General features: G+C 64.7%; 12 protein-coding genes, 1 tRNA gene and 1 pseudogene. 4 read left to right on the top strand and 10 right to left on the bottom strand.

The window, feature by feature from the left end; all coding sequences use genetic code 11:
• Positions 1-7 precede the first annotated feature (7 nt).
• Complete coding sequence (locus V7E00_RS04675; protein WP_333571508.1) at positions 8-2,455, top strand: ABC transporter permease; 2,448 nt, start codon at positions 8-10, stop codon at positions 2,453-2,455.
• Between the two features lie 3 nt (positions 2,456-2,458).
• Here V7E00_RS04675 and V7E00_RS04670 read toward each other — a convergent pair whose 3' ends face one another.
• From V7E00_RS04670 to V7E00_RS04645, 6 genes and pseudogenes are all read right to left on the bottom strand, one after another.
• The gene (locus V7E00_RS04670; protein ID WP_333571507.1) at positions 2,459-4,138 is read right to left on the bottom strand and encodes an MFS transporter; all 1,680 of its coding nucleotides are present in this window, start codon (positions 4,136-4,138) and stop codon (positions 2,459-2,461) included.
• Between the two features lie 379 nt (positions 4,139-4,517).
• Complete coding sequence (locus V7E00_RS04665; RefSeq protein ID WP_333571506.1) at positions 4,518-6,329, bottom strand: methyl-accepting chemotaxis protein; 1,812 nt, start codon at positions 6,327-6,329, stop codon at positions 4,518-4,520.
• Positions 6,330-7,014: 685 nt separating this feature from the next.
• Positions 7,015-7,099, bottom strand: a tRNA-Leu gene (locus V7E00_RS04660).
• Positions 7,100-7,149: 50 nt separating this feature from the next.
• Positions 7,150-7,989: a formate/nitrite transporter family protein gene (locus V7E00_RS04655; protein ID WP_333571505.1), complete on the bottom strand. Its 840-nt coding sequence runs from the start codon at positions 7,987-7,989 to the stop codon at positions 7,150-7,152.
• Positions 7,990-8,053: 64 nt separating this feature from the next.
• Positions 8,054-8,368 carry a DUF6966 domain-containing protein gene (locus tag V7E00_RS04650; RefSeq protein ID WP_333571504.1) on the bottom strand — a complete coding sequence of 105 codons (315 nt, stop codon included), beginning with the start codon at positions 8,366-8,368 and terminating at the stop codon, positions 8,054-8,056.
• Positions 8,369-8,559: 191 nt separating this feature from the next.
• Positions 8,560-9,987 (bottom strand): annotated as a pseudogene (locus V7E00_RS04645) (YifB family Mg chelatase-like AAA ATPase); the annotation flags it as partial.
• Between the two features lie 105 nt (positions 9,988-10,092).
• Here V7E00_RS04645 and V7E00_RS04640 point away from each other — a divergent pair.
• Together V7E00_RS04640 and V7E00_RS04635 are read left to right on the top strand one after the other, a co-directional pair.
• A complete protein-coding gene (locus tag V7E00_RS04640) occupies positions 10,093-11,715 on the top strand; it encodes a recombinase family protein (RefSeq protein WP_333571503.1) in 1,623 nt (540 codons plus the stop codon).
• Positions 11,715-11,903: a hypothetical protein gene (locus V7E00_RS04635; RefSeq protein WP_333571502.1), complete on the top strand. Its 189-nt coding sequence runs from the start codon at positions 11,715-11,717 to the stop codon at positions 11,901-11,903. Before V7E00_RS04640 ends, V7E00_RS04635 begins: the two co-directional genes overlap by 1 nt.
• A gap of 99 nt (positions 11,904-12,002) precedes the next feature.
• Here the strand turns inward: V7E00_RS04635 and V7E00_RS04630 are convergent, their stop codons facing one another.
• From V7E00_RS04630 to V7E00_RS04620, 3 genes are all read right to left on the bottom strand, one after another.
• The gene (locus V7E00_RS04630) at positions 12,003-12,380 is read right to left on the bottom strand and encodes a hypothetical protein (RefSeq protein WP_333571501.1); all 378 of its coding nucleotides are present in this window, start codon (positions 12,378-12,380) and stop codon (positions 12,003-12,005) included.
• 215 nt (positions 12,381-12,595) lie between these two features.
• Positions 12,596-14,941, bottom strand: coding sequence for a hypothetical protein (locus V7E00_RS04625; protein WP_333571500.1), 2,346 nt, complete (start codon positions 14,939-14,941; stop codon positions 12,596-12,598).
• Between the two features lie 317 nt (positions 14,942-15,258).
• Positions 15,259-15,888: a hypothetical protein gene (locus tag V7E00_RS04620; protein WP_333571499.1), complete on the bottom strand. Its 630-nt coding sequence runs from the start codon at positions 15,886-15,888 to the stop codon at positions 15,259-15,261.
• 416 nt (positions 15,889-16,304) lie between these two features.
• Between V7E00_RS04620 and V7E00_RS04615 the strand changes: the two genes are divergently transcribed.
• On the top strand, positions 16,305-17,210 hold the full coding sequence (locus tag V7E00_RS04615) for a nucleotide-binding protein (protein ID WP_333571498.1): 906 nt from the start codon (positions 16,305-16,307) through the stop codon (positions 17,208-17,210).
• Between the two features lie 181 nt (positions 17,211-17,391).
• On the opposite strand, the gene V7E00_RS04610 is transcribed toward V7E00_RS04615, so the two are convergent.
• Positions 17,392-17,529: a hypothetical protein gene (locus V7E00_RS04610; protein ID WP_333571497.1), complete on the bottom strand. Its 138-nt coding sequence runs from the start codon at positions 17,527-17,529 to the stop codon at positions 17,392-17,394.
• Between the last annotated feature and the right edge of the window lie 374 nt (positions 17,530-17,903).

The following is a 17,903-nucleotide window of genomic DNA, read 5'->3' as shown; positions in this document are numbered from 1 at the left end:
GACGCCCATGCCCCGCCTTGCCCTGACCACGCTGTACCGCGCGCTTACCCGCGACAAGCTTTATGCTGTGCTTACCATCGGAGGGCTGGCGGTCGGCATTGCCACCTTCCTGGTCCTCGCCCTCTATGTACGGTTCGAGACAAGCTTCGAGCGCTGGGTGCCGCGCTACGACCGGGTCTACCGCGTCGATACCGCGATCCAGTTTCCCGGCAGCCCGTTCAACGGCGCCTATCCGGCAACCATGCCGGGCATGTTCGAACAGATGCGCGAGGATTTTCCCGGGCTGATCGGCACCCGCATCCGCGGCGGCGGTGTCGCCACGCCCGATGGGCCCAGGAGCGGCGCGGTCCTGCGCGGCGGGACCATCACCGCCGAAAATGTCGCGCAGGTCGATCCCGGCTTTTTCGACGTGTTCGCGATTCCGATGGTGCAAGGCGACGGTGCCGGCGCGCTGGCCGATCCCAGCGCGGTGCTGCTCAGCCGATCGGCGGCGCGACGCTATTTCGGCAGCGCCGATCCCATCGGCCAGACCATGACGATCAGCATGGATGCGCCCGCCAACTACCGCGTCGCCGGCGTGTTCGAGGATCTGCCCGCGAACAGCGACCTGCATTTCACCATCCTGATCCCGATCCCGAAGACGCCGCCGCCGTCCGAATGGGCCTGGTATAAATGGGGCACGGCGTCGGTCGGCACCTATCTGCGGTTTGAAACACCCGAGGCAGCGCGCGCCTTTGCGGCCAAGCTGCCGCCGTTCATTGACCGCCGCGCGCTCAGCAGTTCGGGGCCCAATGTGTCGAAGTGGCTGTCGCTGCCGCTGGTGCCGATCGCTAAGGCGCATCTCAGGCCCGCGGGTGCCGAAACCGCCAGCCGCCAGCTGATGGTCACCACGCTCGGCGCGATCGGTCTGCTCACGCTGCTGATCGGCATCGTCAACTATGTGAACCTCGCCACCGCCCGCGCCGGGCTGCGCGCCCGCGAAGTGGCGATCCGCAAGGTCCTGGGCGCCAGCCGCGCCGCCCTGATCGCCCAGTTCCTCGGCGAGGCGATAGCAACCGTCGCCCTTGCCGCGCTGCTCGGCCTGATGCTGGCGGAAGTGGGGCTGCCGCTGGTCAACGCCGCAGGGGGAACGTCCCTAACCATGCCCTATGGCTGGGCGTTGCCCATGCTGGGGGGGATCACGCTGTTCGTGGGGCTGGCGGCCGGCTTCTACCCTGCCCTCGTGCTGTCGCGCTTCCCTGCGGCGACGGTGCTCGCCTCCGCCGGCGCGCCCGGCGGCGGCAAGGCGGGCGCGCGGCTGCGCGAGGCGCTGGTGGTACTGCAGTTCGGGCTGGCCATTGCCTTTCTGGTCGGGACGGTGGTGATGACGATGCAGATGCGCCACCTGCGCGAGGCGGATCTCGGCTTTCGCCGCGAAGGCCTGATCACGATCGAATCGCTTGCCGATCCGAAGATAGGGCCCGATCAGGCCCGCGCGTTCATCGCGGCCTTGCGCGCGCTCCCCGGTGTGCAGCGCGTCGGGACCGGCAATGCCGCGCCGGGTGGCGAGGGCGCGAGCAACATCGACGTGGTCGAGCAGCCCGGCCCGCCGGGTACGGGCCCGCTGCTCCGGCTGATCAGCGCCGGGCCCGGCTTCTTCGAGACCTATCGGCCGCGGCTGCTCGCCGGACGCCTGCTCGACGACGCCCATGCCGCCGACGATGCGAGCGACTGGAAGCGCTGGAACTTCGGCCGCAACGTCGTGCTGAACCGCCGGGCAGTGACGGCGCTCGGCTTCCGCACACCCGAGGAGGCGATCGGCAAGACCGTGGGCAATCCCCGCCCTCGCACCATCGTGGGCGTTATCGACGAGCTGCGATTCTTCTCGCCGCGCAGCGCGGACGACGCGGCCTATTACATCTACACGCCGAACGCCGTGTACCAGCATATCGGCGCGGTTCGCTTTACCGGCGATCCGCGCACGATGCTCGACACGCTGCAGCAAGCCTGGCGGCGGGTAATCCCGCAGGTGCCGTTCCGTGCCGCGACGGCGGATCACCGGCTGGCCGATCTCTACACCGAGGACGAGCGTGCGATGCGGCTGGTCGGGATCGGCACCGCGCTGGCGGTGCTGATCGGCTGCGTAGGGCTATGGGGCCTCGCCGCGTTCAGCACGGCGCGTCGGGTGAAGGAGATCGGTATCCGCAAGACGCTGGGCGCCTCGGCGCGCGACGTCGTGCGGCTGCTCGTCGGCCAGTTTCTGCGGCCGGTGCTGCTCGCCAACCTGCTCGCCTGGCCGCTGGCCTGGGCAGCATCGCGGACGTGGCTGGCGGGGTTCGGGGACCGCATTCCCCTTTCCCCGCTCTACTTCCTCGGCGCGAGCCTGATTGCCACGACCATCGCGGTGCTGACGGTGCTCGGCCAGTCGCTGCGCGCCAGCCGCGCCTCGCCCGCCTGGGCGCTGCGCAGCGAGTAGGTGTCAGCCGTCCACGTCTCGGCGGAAGGTCTCGGGCAGCAGCAGCAGCCCGAGCACCACCGTCGCCGCCGCGACGACCACCGGGTACCACAGCCCGAAATAGATGTTGCCGTTCGCCGCCACCATCGCGAACCCGATCGCCGGCAGCAGCCCGCCCAGCCAGCCATTGCCGATATGATAGGGCAGCGACATCGAGGTGTAGCGGATGCGGCTGGGGAACAGCTCGACCAGCATCGCCGCGATCGGGCCGTAGACCATCGTCACCAGCAGCACGAGGTAGAAGAGCAGCGCGACGACCAGCGGCTTGTTGATCGCCGCCGGATCGGCCCTGGCGGGATAGCCGACCTTGGCGAGTTCGCCGGCAAGGCTTGCGGTGAAGGCCTTCACCGCCTGCTTCCGTGCTTCCCCGGTCACCGCCCGGGGATCGGGTGCGGTGAATCGCGCGCCGCCGATCGTCACCGTGGCCACCGTGCCAGGAGCGGCCGCGACGTTTTCATAGTTCACCGCCGCCTTGGCGAGCGCGTTCTTGACGATGTCGCAGCTCGTCGTGTCGAACTTGTTCTGGCCTACGGGGTCGAACTGCGAGGAGCATTCGGCCGGATCGGCGGTGACGATGACAGGTGCGGAAGCCAGTGCGCGGGCGAGCGCCGGGTTGGCCGCGCCGGTCAGCGCATGGAACACCGGGAACATCGTCAGCGCCGCCAGCGCGCAGCCGGTGAGGATGATCGGCTTGCGGCCGATCTTGTCCGACAGCCAGCCAAAGAACAGGAAGAAGGGCGTTGCCAGCATCAGCGCGGTGATCGCCAGCATGTTCGCGGTCAGCCCGTCCACCTTCAGCATCTTCTCCAGGAAGAACAGCGCGTAGAGCTGGCCCGTGTACCAGACCACCGCCTGCCCTGCGATCGCGCCGAAAAAGGCGATCAGCACGACCCGCACATTCTTCCACTGGCCGAACGCCTCGGTCAGCGGTGCCTTGGAGGCGGTGCCTTCGTCCTTCATCTTCTGGAACACCGGCGACTCATGGAGCTTGAGTCGCAGCCACAGCCCTACCGCGAGGAACAGGCCGGAGAGCAGATAGGGAATCCGCCAGCCCCAGGCCTTGAATGCCGCTTCGCCAAGACCGGTGACGGGCGAGCGGACGGTGATGACGATCAGCAGCGCCATGGCGAGCCCTGCGGTGGCGGTGATCTGGATCCAGCTGGTGTAGAAGCCGCGCTTCCCCTCGGGCGCATGCTCCGCGACATAGGTGGCGGCGCCGCCATATTCTCCGCCGAGCGCCAGCCCCTGGAACATGCGCAGCACCACCAGCAGGATCGGCGCTGCGACCCCCGCCGTCTGATAGGTCGGCAGGCAGCCGACGAGGAATGTGGAAAGCCCCATCACCAGCAGCGTGAGGATGAAGGTGTAGCGCCGCCCGACCATGTCGCCGATCCGGCCGAACACCAGCGCGCCGAAGGGACGGACGATGAAGCCGGCGGCGAATACCAGCAGCGCCATGATGAACGAAGTCGTCGGGTTCAGGCCGGTCAGGAACTGCGCGGCGATGATCGTCGTCAGCAGCCCGTAGAGGTAGAAGTCATACCACTCGAACACCGTACCCAGCGAACTGGCCGTGATCACCAGCTTCTCGCTTCGCGTCGCCACATGGTGCTGCGGCGCCGCAGCCCCCTCCCCGATCGCCATCGCATTCTCTCCCTGCCCGGCGGCCGCCGCTCGACGTGTCCGCACCCATTGCCGGCGCGATAGTGGCAAGCGGCGACGCGCTTGCATAGGCATGTCGGACAAAAGCGCGATGGTAGCATCGCACCACCATGCAGTTCGACCCGCGTTCCATGCCGGGCGACAATGCCTGGACCGTTGGCCAACGTGCCCCGATCAGTCAGGACTGATCGATGGTGGTGGTCTGCCATGCAGGTCGCTACTCGCGTTACGCCACCCTTCGCTCAGCATACGGCGAAGGCGTCATTGTCGAAGATGCGGAGATCCTGCGCGGCAAAGAGCCCGCCCCTGCATGCACCTGTACCCCCGTAGCGTTGCATGCTGGGGTACAGGTGCAGTGGGGTCAGAAGCTGGTCCAGTCCTCCGCCGCGACTGCAACGGTCCGAGCCGCCCCGGCGACCGGCAAGGGCATTACGGGGCGCTTCTGCACAGCGCGAACGCGGCTCCCTTCCATCCGGCTGCTGCCCGTCTGGAATCGTGACGCACGCTCCTTCAGCGATGTCACCTCCGAACTCAGGTTCCGGGCAGCTGCCGAGGTCTGCTCCACCATTGCCGCATTCTGCTGGGTCATCTGGTCGATGCTGCCAACCGCCGTGGACACTTGGGTGACCGTGGTGGCCTGTGCCTGATTGTCAATCGCCATGGTCTCCAGCAGGCCATGCACCTGATTCACGTCCGACACGATCTCGCCAAGGGCGCTGTCGACGCGGCGAACCATGTCCACCGCGGCGTTCACGTCCGACTGCGTTGCCGTCAACTGATCCCGCGCGCGACCCGCTTCTTCTTCGGCACGCATCGCAAGCGCCGAGACCAGATCAGCAACGACTGCAAAGCCTCGGCCGGCCTCTCCAGCCCGGCCTGCCTCAACGGCAGCATTCATGGCCAGAACGCGCGTTTGGAACGCGATCTTGTCGAGACCCTCGATGACCGTGTCGATTCCCTTCGCGCTTTCCGACACCCGGCTCATCGCCTGCATGGCTTCGTCCGCCACGCTGCGACCGGAGCCCACGACCTGGATCGCGCCAGTTGCGCGAGCGACCGTCTGCGTCGCGGCGGCCGCCGTCGCCTTGATGCGGGAATCCATCTCCGCCACGGCGGCAGACGTTTCCTCGAGGCTCGCGGCGGCACCTTCCGTGCGGCGTGCCAGATCCTCGCTGGCATGCGCGATCTCCGCTGAGCCCGTCGAGATGGTCTCCGCGCTTTCCAGCACGGCGCCGATCAGATCCCGAAGAGCAGACACGGCCGCGTTGAAATTGTGCTTCAGCGCCTCGTATTCCGCCGTGAACGGTGCATCGATCGCAGCCGTGAGGTCCCCGCTCGCGAGCTTCGTCAGTCGCTCTTCCAGCGTATCGACCACGAACTTCTGTGCGGCATCGCTCTCTGCCTTGCGTGCAGCAGCTGCAGCCTGCTCGACCGCCGCCTGTTTGAAGATCAGGACCGACTTGGCCATCGCCCCCACCTCGTCGCGACGGTCGACGCCCGGCACCTCCACCGCATGATTGCCGGCGGAGAGCGCGCCCATCGCATCCTGCAGCCGCGACAGCGGCTCACCGACCTGCTTCTTGGACACGATGGCAGCCAGTATCATCGTCGCTGCCAGCGCGCCAAAGGCAGTCAGCAGCATCATCGTCCGCGACGCCGCCGCAGAACCGCTCAGCTTCGTGGCCGTTGTGCTCGCCTGCTCGACCCGGCTGTCATTCAATGCGACAAGCTTGGTAGTGAAATCGGCTGCGATGGCGTCGGCATGCGCCAGAAGGGCATTTGCTTCCGCATTCTGGTTGCGCAGGCCATGCTCCATCGCTTTGCTGACCTGCTCATGCAGCCCGTCGAGGGAGCGCCGCAACGGCATGAGCACGTCGGCCAGTCCAGGCTCGGTACGCATCGTGTCGTCAAGGATCGTTGCAGCCTTGCCATAGGCGTTTTTCTCGTCGTCCACAGCCTGGCGTGCCGTGGCCGAGGCACCGTCATAGGCCACGGTGCGATAGCCAGAGTACATCATCTGCGTCGCCTGGCGATTGGCGCGTGCGAGCTTGACCGAGTCCGGCAGTGTCTTCGTCACCAGATCGCTGTAGCTCGCATCCGCCTTGGTCATCAGGCTGCCGCCAAGCCAGGCCACGCCCACCGTGACGAGCCCGAGGATCGCCAGAAGCGACATGATCTTCAGCTGTATTTTGAGATCGGAAAATATATTCATCTGCCACCCCTTCGCGCCTCCGCAATCATGGCGCGTAAACTCAACAACTTACATGGTAGAGGGACGGCAGGGACGCCGGGCCGGGTAGTTCTACGTATCACCGCCTTGAGATCGATTGCAGATTGATTTGCATCATCAAGATTCTTCGCGCTCCGCCCCGGAAGCGACTTGCTGCGGCGAAGAATAGGTCCGTAGAGGCGTTGCAGCTTCCTCTAAGCTGCGCATGCCTGCAGGGTCCGCGCTCAAGATGTGCACCCTGCATCCGCCGAACGCTGGTTGATCGCAAACCTTTTGTCTGCGCGTCGGTGCAATGGACCCGCGCCCAGCGGTTCGGAAGCACAGTGAAAGGCCAATCGAACGACGCGCTCAGGCTTTCGCAGATCCACGGCTATGCCCTGCAATCGGCCGGTTCGGCCAACATCCACTCCGTGTTGGGCAAAGGCACGCGGTTCGAGCCTTGGCTCCCGCGGACCTCAAGGCCCGCCAGCGGGTGGCAACATTCCCGTTCTGCTGGCGAGCGGCTATAGCAGCAGCTTCCGCAGTCCGCCGCCTGCCATTGGATCTAGCCGGGCCGATCCGCATTCGGGAGCGCGGAGCCTGTCGGACCCGCGCACTTGCGGCTTCCAGCACGCTTCCCGGTAAGCGTTGGTGCCCCTGGCCGGACTCGAACCAGCATGCCTTTCGGCGTTCGATTTTGAGTCGAATGCGTCTACCAATTTCGCCACAGGGGCAGCGAAGGATGCGCACGGCTAGACGAAGCTTCGCCGCGCCGCAACCCGCTTCACGTCTCTTCGTGCACCTGGGCGTGTGCGAGCAGCGCGAACAGCACCGATCCGCCAAGGATGTTCCCGAGCAGCGCCGGCGCGAGGAAGCCGCCCAGCACCCAACCCAGGCTCGCCTCGCCGGCCAGCCACAGCATCCACGCCTCTACGGCCCCAGCAACGACATGGGCGAATTCGCCGAGCGAGATGAAATAGGTGCAGAACACCAGCACGAAGAATTCCTGCCGCCGCGCCCCCGGCAGCGACCAGGCGACGCCCGCCATGAGGAACCCCGCCGGCACACCCGCGCGCACCGCGTCCCAGCCGGACAGCTCGAGCAGGCTGCGCGAGGTATCCAGCATCGCCTTGGTGCTCGCCTCTGTCCCCACCCAGCCCGTGGTTGCCAGCACAGCGATCAGCAGCGTCCCGACGAGATTAGCCGCCAGCACCAGCCCCCAGAGCCGCCCCAGCCGGCTCAAGTTGCGCAGTGTCGGGCTGGCTGCGACCGGGATCACGGCCGAGAGCGTGCTCTCGGTGAACAGCTGCAACCGCCCGAGCACGACGATCACGAAGCCCAGGCAGTAGCCGATGCTCGCCACCGGCAGCCGCCATTCGGTGTCGGGCAGATGGCTCTCGATCAGCCCGCGCCCGAGCACCGACGCCGCCATTGCCACCCCGGCGACCACGCCGGAGAAGAACAGCGAGCTCGCCGGCCGGTCGAGTTCCTCGTCACCCTGACGTCGAATGACCTCGTGAATGACGCGCGAGGACGCGGCCTCGCGTTCCTGAACGTCCTCTTCCTCGTCGGGAGGAAGATCGGGTTCTTCGCCATCGGGCGCTTCGTTTCGGGGCTGTTGCACCGGGGCTCAACGTAGAGGTTGGCGGGAGGTTGCTACCGAGCGAAGGAATGACTGAAAGTGGTGGTCAGTTGCCGTTCCCGCTCGCTTCGTCGAGCGCCAGCGATTGGGCCTGTTCCCAGGCAATCGTCCGAAGCGCGTCGAGCCTTTCGTTGTCTTCTGCTGGAGCAATCCCACCAGATTGTAGTATCACGTCGTTCAGTGATCCCATTCCACCGTAGAGACCTAAGAGCCGCTCGACGCCGTGGTAGTCAGACCTTACGATGATGGATCTGCACCGCTCGATCTGTTCCGCCAATGCATCGTAGCCGTGTGCGTTCAGTAAAGCTCTCATTGAGCCTAGCGTACCCGCGAGACGAGCGACATCGGGATGGATTGCCATTTCACAAGCGTAGCGCATCAATCGGAATGACCGCAACTGGGCGTAAGCTGCCGCGCTAACGAAAGTGTGCGAGTAGGACGCAGGCCACAGCGCCCGTTGCCATGATCCCGAGCCACAGCTTCCACGTCGCGCGATCCGGTCCGCCAACGGCGCCTAAATACGCAAGGATCGCCTCGATCAGCATGGCCCCCTCAACTCCGCGGCGCCTGACGCCGGTAGCTGAGTGCCTCCGCGACATGAATGCGCCCCACCCCCTCCGCGCCCGCCAGATCGGCGATCGTTCGCGCGACCCGCAGCACGCGGGTGTAGCCGCGCGCGGAGAGCCGCATAGCCTCGGCTGCCTGCGCGAGCAGCTTGCGACCGGCCTCGTCGGGCGTGGCGACGGCCATCAGCGGCTCGCCGTCCGCCTCGGCGTTGGTGCGGATGCTGGTTCCGGCATAGCGCCTCGTCTGCAGCGCCCGTGCGGCCGCCACCCGCGCCGCCACTTCCGCTGATCCTTCCGCGGGCGGTGGCAGGACGAGGTCGACGGCGGTGACCGGTTGGACCTCGACATGCAGGTCGATCCGGTCGAGCAGCGGGCCGGAAACCTTGGCCTGATAGTCCGCCGCGCAGCGCGGCGCCCGCGCGCAGGCGAGTGCGGGGTCACCTAGATGCCCGCAGCGGCACGGATTCATGGCGGCGATCAACTGAACCCGGGCAGGGAAAGTGACATGCGCATTGGCGCGCGCGACGCTCACTACGCCCGCCTCGAGCGGCTGGCGGAGCGAATCGAGCACGGCGCGCTGGAACTCCGGCAGTTCGTCCAGGAACAGCACGCCCAGATGCGCGAGGCTCACCTCGCCCGGCTTCACCTTCAGCCCGCCGCCGGTCAGCGCTGCCATCGAGGCGCTGTGATGGGGCGCGCGAAACGGGCGGGTGCGGGTCAGCCGGCCACCTTGCAGCATCCCCGCGACCGAGGCGACCATCGACACTTCCAGCGCCTCGGCAGCCTCCAGCGGCGGCAGGATGCCGGGCAGGCACGCGGCCATCAGCGACTTGCCCGCGCCCGGCGGCCCGACGAACAGCAGATTGTGCCCGCCCGCCGCGGCAATCTCCAGCGCGCGCTTGGCGGTTTCCTGCCCCTTCACCTGGGCGAGGTCCGGCCCCTGACCCGGCGGATCGACCTCGCCCGGCACCGGGCCGGGGAGCAGCTGGTTACCCTTGAAGTGGTTGAGCAGGCTGATCAGGTCGGGCGCGGCGAGCACCTCCACCTGCCCCGCCCAGCTCGCTTCGGGCCCCTGCGCGGCGGGGCAGACCAGCCCCTTGCCTGCCTCGGCCGCGTGCATCGCCGCGAGCAGCACGCCCGGCGACGGCGCGATCCGCCCGTCGAGCGCCAGTTCGCCCACCACGACATAGCCCGCGATCGTCTCGGCATCGACCACCCCCATCGCCGCGAGCAACGCCAGCGCGATCGGCAGGTCGAAATGCGATCCTTCCTTGGGAAGATCGGCGGGCGAGAGATTGAGGACGATGTGCTTGGGCGGCAGGGCGAGGCCGATCGCGGCCATTGCAGCGCGGACGCGCTCGCGGCTTTCCGCCACCGCCTTGTCGGGCAGGCCGACGACGACCCTTGTAGGGACAGTTGACCCACAGAGAGCGGGGAGCCAAAGCGCTTGAGCCTGGCGCGTTTCTCGGGGCCCGAGGCATCTATGAGTTACCAAGACGAAGATTGGTTGGAAATGGACATGGACAGCACGGCGGGTGGGCGCCCTCGGAAAGCTTACTCCTATATCAGATTCAGTTCGCCAGAGCAGCGCAAGGGAGACAGCTTCCGGCGCCAGCACGAGCTAGCAAAGCAGTACGCCGAGCAGCATGGGTTGGAACTGGACGAGACGCTCACATTCCATGACGTCGGCCGTTCGGGATACCGGGGCGCGAACTGGAAGGCTGGAAGGCTCGCCGTATTCATGGAGGCGGTCGCAGCCGGACACGTAGAGCCCGGCTCCGTGCTCCTAGTCGAACAGCTAGACCGCATCAGCCGAATGGACCCGCTGGACGCAATCGACGTCCTTCGTGACATCCTGCGGCACGACGTAACGGTGGTGACGATCAGCGACGGCCGGGAGTACACTCGGGAGTCTTTGAAGAAGGACTTCACGTCCCTGATTATGGCCGTGGTGCTCTTCATGAGGGCTAATGAGGAAAGCCGTACGAAGTCAGAGCGCGGCAGCGCCGCATGGGGGAACAAGATGGCGCAGATTGGCTCGAAGCCCCTGACCTCAATGACGCCCGCTTGGATCGCCTTGGACGACGCGACGGGCAAACTGGAACTGATCGACGATCGCGCCGTCCTTGTTCGCCGCATCTTTGAGATGGCAATCGGTGGCACTGGCGTGGAGGCGATAGCGAACACGTTCAACGCCGAAGGCATCGACACGTGGGCGCGAGGGAAGCGCAAGGCCAAGATGTGGCACCGGTCCTATATCGCTCGCATCATCAAGAACCCCGCTGTCGTTGGAGAAATCACCCTACACCGCACCTCGCATGATGAAGAAGGAGTGATGTCGCGGGTGCCTCAAGAGACGGTGAGAGACTACTATCCGCCTGTGGTAACTCAGGAAGTCTTCAGGGAAGCCAACGCCGCTACATCTGCACGGGGCGACCGCGTCCGTGCTCCGAGGGCGCTATTTCCCACGCAGAACTTGCTGGCCGGGCTGACTGTTTGCCCAAAGTGCGGGGGCAGCATGGTCCGTGTGATGAAGGGCAAGCGCTCATACCCCAGCTTGGTCTGCTCGATGGCGAAAGCGGGCAAGGCGTGTGAGTATCGATCCGTAAGGTACTCTCTGATCGAAGAGCGTTTGCTGAAGGACCTTCCCGCTAGGCTCCGGCAGCGCGAAGGCCTGGATGCGACCGATGGTGACCTGGCAGTCCGGATAGCCGAAACAGAAGATCGCCTTAGTCACGTGAGCGACGACATCGGCCGCTTGGTTGATGATCTGGCTGCGGAGGACGATGAGAATGTCCGTCGCATTCTGCGCCAAAAGCTGCGGCAACTCGCCGAGGCGCGGAAGGGCCAAAGCGAAGAGCTGGAGCGCCTGAGGAAACTAAACGTCGCCGCTGACCACGCCATCATCGCCACGAGGGTTGATCGCGCCATCGAAGCTCTGAGCCAGACCAACGGCGAAATAGACCGAGCGGCTGCCAATCAAGCACTCCGAACCCTGTTCAGCCGGGTCATAATCAACTGGCCAGATGGGACCATAGATTTTGAGTGGAAGGCTGGCGGCTTGTGCCGGATCACTTACGCCATCCTTTTTGATGTGCAGGCGTCCAGCAATCATGAATCGAACTTGGAGCAGGCGTCGTGATGTCCCCCGAATTGGTAGCCTCCTCCGATCGCCTGACCATCCACATCCCCGAGAATGACATCGTCGCAGAACTCATGGGCGATGGGCTGATCGTCGTTGATCAGGCAGAGCCCGGAAGAAAAATGCGGCATCGCGTAGTTCTCACCGAGAACGACCTTGAGCTGCTGTTGGCCAAGCTGCGCGGCTAACTCGGAGTCTGGTCGATAAAATACCCCCGGCACCCGAAGAGGGCGCTGGGGGTAGTTAGCATCTAGCTGTAGCTCGGAACGGCGAAGAGGCCGGCAGGGTCATTCGTCCGCCGCCATCTCGTCGAGGATGTCCTCAGCGGTGCGGACCGTGTGGTCGATCTTCTGGGCGGGCTTGGGCTTGGTGAAGTCGAGGATGAGGCGCCCGAGGGCCGCTACGTCCTTGGGGCTCTGGGAGGCCCGCAAGGTCGTTACGGCCTTTTCGAGGGCCTCTACGGCGCGGGGGTCATCCGGGAGCTGTCCGGCGTCTTTCATTTTGGCGATGATCCGCTTTGCGTCCCGCTTCGCCTCCTCCTTAACCGCAGTCCACTGAGCATGGGTAAGGCCGCGAGGCTTGCCAGGGATGTTGGTGTTCGGGTGATTGCCCTTCCGGGAGGCTACAAGCTTCGCAGAGTACTCCTTCCGCTGCTCAGAGGTCATGTTGGCCCATGGTCCTCGCGGCGCCTTGGTGGGCGGTAAGGGGGGTGGAGCGATCGGGGAGCTGATCTGCTCGACCACGAACGCTTCGATCGTCTTGGGTTTGTTCTTGACCCCCAGTGGTCTCCCACGGGGGCGGCCAGTCGGCTTAGAGGGCATGGTGTAATCTCGTGATGAGACCCCGCCAGCGGACAGGTGCCGGCGGGGTTGATAGGTGGTTAGCGGTAGCCGGGGATGGCTGCGGGGGACACGGGGTCCGCTTCAGTGGGCATCCCGGCTGCTTGGATTGCCGTGATCTGGCCGAGCTTGATGCCTGCCCGCTGAAGGGAGGCATTGAAGGCTCGGTCGGTCTCGGCGCGGCGCTGAATGGCCGCCATGGCTTCGGTGACGTCCGCCGGGTTCGCGGCGGTGAGCACTTCGGCCACTCGTTCCTGGACCGCCTGCTTGAAGCGGCCCGCGCCACGTCCACGGAACAGAAGGTCCATAGCGCCGTCGATCACGCGGCCCGTGAGGAACTTAGCGGCGACCTTCGCATCCCCACCGTAGATGGCTTCGTCGTACGCCTGACGCCCGTAGCTCTTCGAGTTGCCGAACGTCTCAGAGAAGGTCTTGAAGCCCTGATCCTCTGCCTCCAGACGGTCGTCGAGACGGTTCAGCACACCCTCCCGCCCCGACATCGCTTCGATTGCCTGTAGCTTGGCGACATCACCTGGAGCCGCATAGTTGCCAGCACCGGAAAGGCCTAGGCCCTGCCGCACGCGCTGCGCCACGTTTGCGTTCTCGTGCTTCTGCCCAAACTGCACCGCATTATTTGCCAGAGCAGTCCGAGCGCCTGTCATCCACGCTTCTTGGGCGTGCTGGGGCATGTCGCGCATCTGGCCTGCGATTTCGGGGCCGGTGAGCTTCGCCACGTCTTGGCCGTTGCCCAAGGCATCCCGAATTGCCATCTCGTCCGCATAGTTCGCCACCACGTCGCGGTAGGGTTCATTCTGCTCCCCGATGAGGCGCTGAAGGTCCCGGCGACGGTTGTCGATATGGACGGAGTTGGTGGTGTTCCTCGGGCGGAAGCCAGAGGTATCCATAGCGTCCGAAGCCGCGTCCCGCATGGCCCGGATGACCTGGTCGAAGCCCTCGACGCTGAGCGTGTTGGCGCCCTCGATCGATCCGTCCTGGTGGAGCCTGAAGCCCAGCTCGGTCGGATTGCGCTGAGCGTTGCGGATGTTGCGCACGGCCTGCGGAAGGGCCTCCTGGAAGGCCGGGGTCCGCATGATGCTCTCGATTTCTGGCGTGAGCACCATCGGCTGCGCATAGGCCTGATGGTAGCCTGGGCCAGCGGCATCCGAAGCGCGGCGGTTGATGTCCTCGGCGGCCTGGATTGGGTCCACGGCCTGCCCGAGTTCGTCTTGCACGTGCTGCCGGATGCGGGTCCCCTGCTGTGCCTGTCTGGCGCTCAGGGCCGCCCGTGCTCGCGACGTCATCGGACCGCGCCCTTGCAGCGCCCAGCTCGTGAGCCGGCGGAGGTCCTCGGTGGTGTCTGCGGGCGTCGCGGGGGTCCCGAGAGCCTGCCGCCGGGCCACTTCGGCCTCGACGCTCGCCGGGGTCGCTGCGGCGCCGGTTGCGCCCATGCCTTGCGCGATGTGGCCGTTGCCCATCTCGCTCCCGACGAGCCTTTCGGCCTGAGCGCGGGCAGCGCGGTTCGGAGGCGGCACTGGGAGGCCACGGACGCGGCTTGCGGCGTCGCCAATGGCCTCTACGGCCCGATCGGCGAAGGGGACGGTGCGTAGCGCATAGGAGCCGGCTGCGGCCCCACTCCGGAAGAGTGCAGGGGCAGCGGCACCAACGGCACCGCCGAACATGAGCCCGTTCTCGGCGTTAGCAATGCGGCCCTCGCCGCTGTCATTGAGGAGCCCGCCGGCAGTGCCGTAAGCCGCCCCAGTGGCAAGGCCATTGATCGCGTGAGCCCCGAGGCTTCCGCCCCTCGCCACTCGCAGCTCGGGAGCCAGAAAGCTCGCGCCGAGGCCTGCCCAGCCGAGACCGTCCCCAAGCGTGGGGTGCTCGTCCGAGAAGCGCTTGGTCACCTTCTTCATGTCGTCCGAGTATTCGTCGAACGCCTTGCCGGGCTCCCAGTCCTTTCCGTGAACTAGAGCGTCCCAGGTATTGTCGATCGCGCCACGGATGCCGCGAATGGTGCTCGCTGCGCCGGGGAGCGCCCCGTCCGCAAAGCGACCTGCGGCGGCGCGGATGTCCTCGCGGAGGCTGTTGTGCTCCTCGGGGGCCTGGGGCGCCTCCGGGGCGGCCTGAGGCTGCTCGGGGGCCGCTGCTGCGGGTCCCTTCAGCTCGTCGGTGTAGAAGACCTTGTCGCCGGCCTGGCCGCCCGCTGCCGAGCGCTGCTCGATGAAGTCGGCAGCGAGCTTAGGGTCCAGCGAGAAGCCCTTGGAGGCCACGAAGTCCACGAGCTGGTCCGCCGTGGCGTTCGGGTCCTTGGCGAGCTTGATGTACCCGGCTTCGTCGTCTTTCGACATCCGCTTGGGGGCTGCATCATGCTCGGCCTGGACACGGGCCATGATGTCCTGCTCGGTCGCTCCGGCCGGAGCCTGGACCTCGTACTCCGTGCCATCGGGGGCCCGGACGGTGAAGGCAGAGCCGGAAGCCGCGTGCCTGCTCGGCCCGTCTGGTCGGTGTTGAGAACGCTGCACGCGCCCTGAGGCTCTATAGCCCTCCAGTTCCGCTTGATGCTCTGGACGCAATCGGCCTTCCGATTCCCCGCGCTCTAACAACGAAATGCGCTCTCGCCATTCGTCTCCTTTGGGCCCTGCATCTAATCCCACTGAAGTGAAGCCGGCGGCGTCTACGTTCGGTTCGAATGACATGGCACCCCCCTTCACAGCCAACGCCTCCCAGCGACCTTGGCTTGCAGCGCCTCCCACCGGGTAGGGCCGTCCGGGGCCTCTCGCTGATTCATATACTCTTCAGCTGCGGCCCGCTGCGCCTCTGCCTTCGCCGCGTCCCCGTCCGGATCGTGTGCACCAAGAATCGGGTCCTCATCGAACAGGGCAGGCTCATGGAGGTTGGATGGGAACAGATGGATGGGACCGCTGACATCCCGCAGATTCTTCCATGCTTCGTAGCGGTCGTGCGAGACCAGCGGCTTTGCCGGTAACGTGCCATTAGCGCAGAGCGTGAGCCCAAGTGGGCCGAAGCCAAACTCATCCGCGAGTTCCGCACTGTTTCGCCGCACCCAGCCATCTAGCATACGGTCACTTACGGCGCCGACATCGGTGGCAATCGTGGCAACGCCGAGACAGGTCACAGCGGTCAATTTGATTGGACCATCGTCGCCCATGAAAGTCTCCAGCCGCAGATGGGCCGGGTCGAAGCGGGAGAGGAATTTGCGGTCAACGCGCCGCCTATGGGCCAAATAGATGTCGTGCGCTGCGTAGAATGCCCCAGCGGCACAAACGCGCACGCGAATGGGCTTCTTACGATAGGTTAAAGTTCGATCGGTGATCATGGCGGCCTTTCGTGGCTGCATGTGAATTGAGGAGAGAGCCGAGCGAAGCCGGCCCACGGGTATCCCAGTCACCGAGCATGTAAACTGAGGAGGGTGCGTCCTCAGAGTCCGCAAAGGGACCACGCTTCGACTGTGTGCGAACCGGCCTAAGGCGCCATTGTAGGACTTGAAGAACAAGCCCGGCTCGCTTCCGCTATCCCGCTGAAATACAGGCAGACATAAAGCTCGACAAGGATAGATTTTCACGCCTCTGCAAATATTCGACTTGCCGGATGTGTACACGGGCAACCATCCTGGGATGGAACTACACCGGATGGCCCGTTTTCGGTTTGTGAGAAACGAGGCGTGTCGGACGTTGATTATTTTGAGCGGTATACCCAAGGTGCCCCAAGACGCATCAGAACTGGATATCGTGAATGGCCCGAAAGACGACACCTGCGACTACAGCAAACCGGGCACCAGCGCTGCTGGCAAAGCCGCGTGAAGAAGTGAGGGCAACGCTTCTTTCTCGCATCGACTTAGGCAATGACATTGTAGCTAGTCGAGGCTCCGGTAGCTTTGAGAATGCCAAGGAGGCATATAGTAGATGGAACGATTACAATGCAGAATTTCTGCGCAGAGCCTTCACGACAGAAGAGTACGCCGAGAAATATAACCACTACGTCGGAGCAGGAGTCTTTTTTGTTGGCCCCGGTTCAAATTACGATCGAGTGGGAGAATTTTACGAGAAGCTAGGCACGCGCGTGGAGCGACTGAGGTCACTAGCAGAGCGTTTGGATTTGATCGATGAACTTCCGGGCGTGGACAACGTTGCGGTTCCAGAAAATCCGCTGCGGCTGGAAAATCATGCAACTCCTACCACGAATAGGATATTTTTAGTCCACGGACAAGACGATGAGGCTAAGGCTGTCGTTGCTCGTTTCATCGCGTCATGCAGTTTAGAACCCATCATTCTTCACGAACAGGCCAATGGCGGACGTACCGTTATCGAAAAATTTGAGAAAGAAGCGGACGTTGGATTTGCCGTCGTTCTTTTGACTCCAGATGATGTGGGCGGAATCCGTTTAGGCGGTCAGATTGCAAGCGACGATCTGAAGGCGCGTGCGCGGCAGAATGTCATACTAGAGCTAGGATACTTCGCCGGCCGATTGGGCCGGGGGCGCGTTGCAGCTCTGAAGAAGGGCGAGCTAGAGCTGCCATCCGACATTGCTGGAGTGGTGTGGACTGCGATGGATTCTGCCGACGCCTGGAAAATGAGCTTAGCTCGCGAACTCAAAGCAGCAGGCTACGACTTCGATGTTGCCAAGGCTTTAGGCATCTAGGCAGCGGCTGCCCATCCCACCGGCTCTTCCCGCTTCAAACAGGTAACGGGTCGATCTCGCCGCATCCGAACGCCTCTTTAGGCCCTCCACGGGGCCAAAGGGGACCCGCTGATCGCGTTTGAAGGGACCCGCCGGAAACTTTCTATGAAGTGAATGTTAACCTTTTGGAAACGCATCAGCTTCAGGAATCAATATGTCCGATGGGGAACGTATCGTAGCCGTAGGACTGCTGAGCCAACGCGATCTCGATAACCTCGGCGGGGCTTTCACGCGGCTTTATCGGATCGAGGAGACTCCCTGCTTCGGCGAGCTGCTCCATGCGAACGACGTGGCGGACCGGGAGTTTCGCTGCGGGCCTAGGGCGCCCCAGGGGACCCTTATGGCGCCCTCAGGCCAGAAGAGGTAACTGTTCAATCAGTCGATTGCTGAACGGGGCTGCGGGTCCCTCCAGGCGCCCAAAGGGGACCCAATGGGACCCTAAAATAATCGGGTGATCGTTCCGGACGCGGAGTGAACGGCGAGAGCGGCAAGAAACTCCAGGTAACTCTCAGAAAACTCAGGGGAACCGCTGCGTCACCAAGGGTCGGAGTGGCGCTGGCAGCGGCTCAGCGAAACCGCCAGTTGCGAACCGCATCCGATCGCGTCCGGGCGGTTCCATCGGGGGCGGCGGAAGGGACCCGAAGTGGCTGATTG

It is taken from the genome of Sphingomonas sp. (genome assembly GCF_036731925.1).
Classification (GTDB): Bacteria; Pseudomonadota; Alphaproteobacteria; order Sphingomonadales; family Sphingomonadaceae; genus Sphingomonas.
This window is presented reverse-complemented; position numbering and strand designations above follow the sequence as displayed.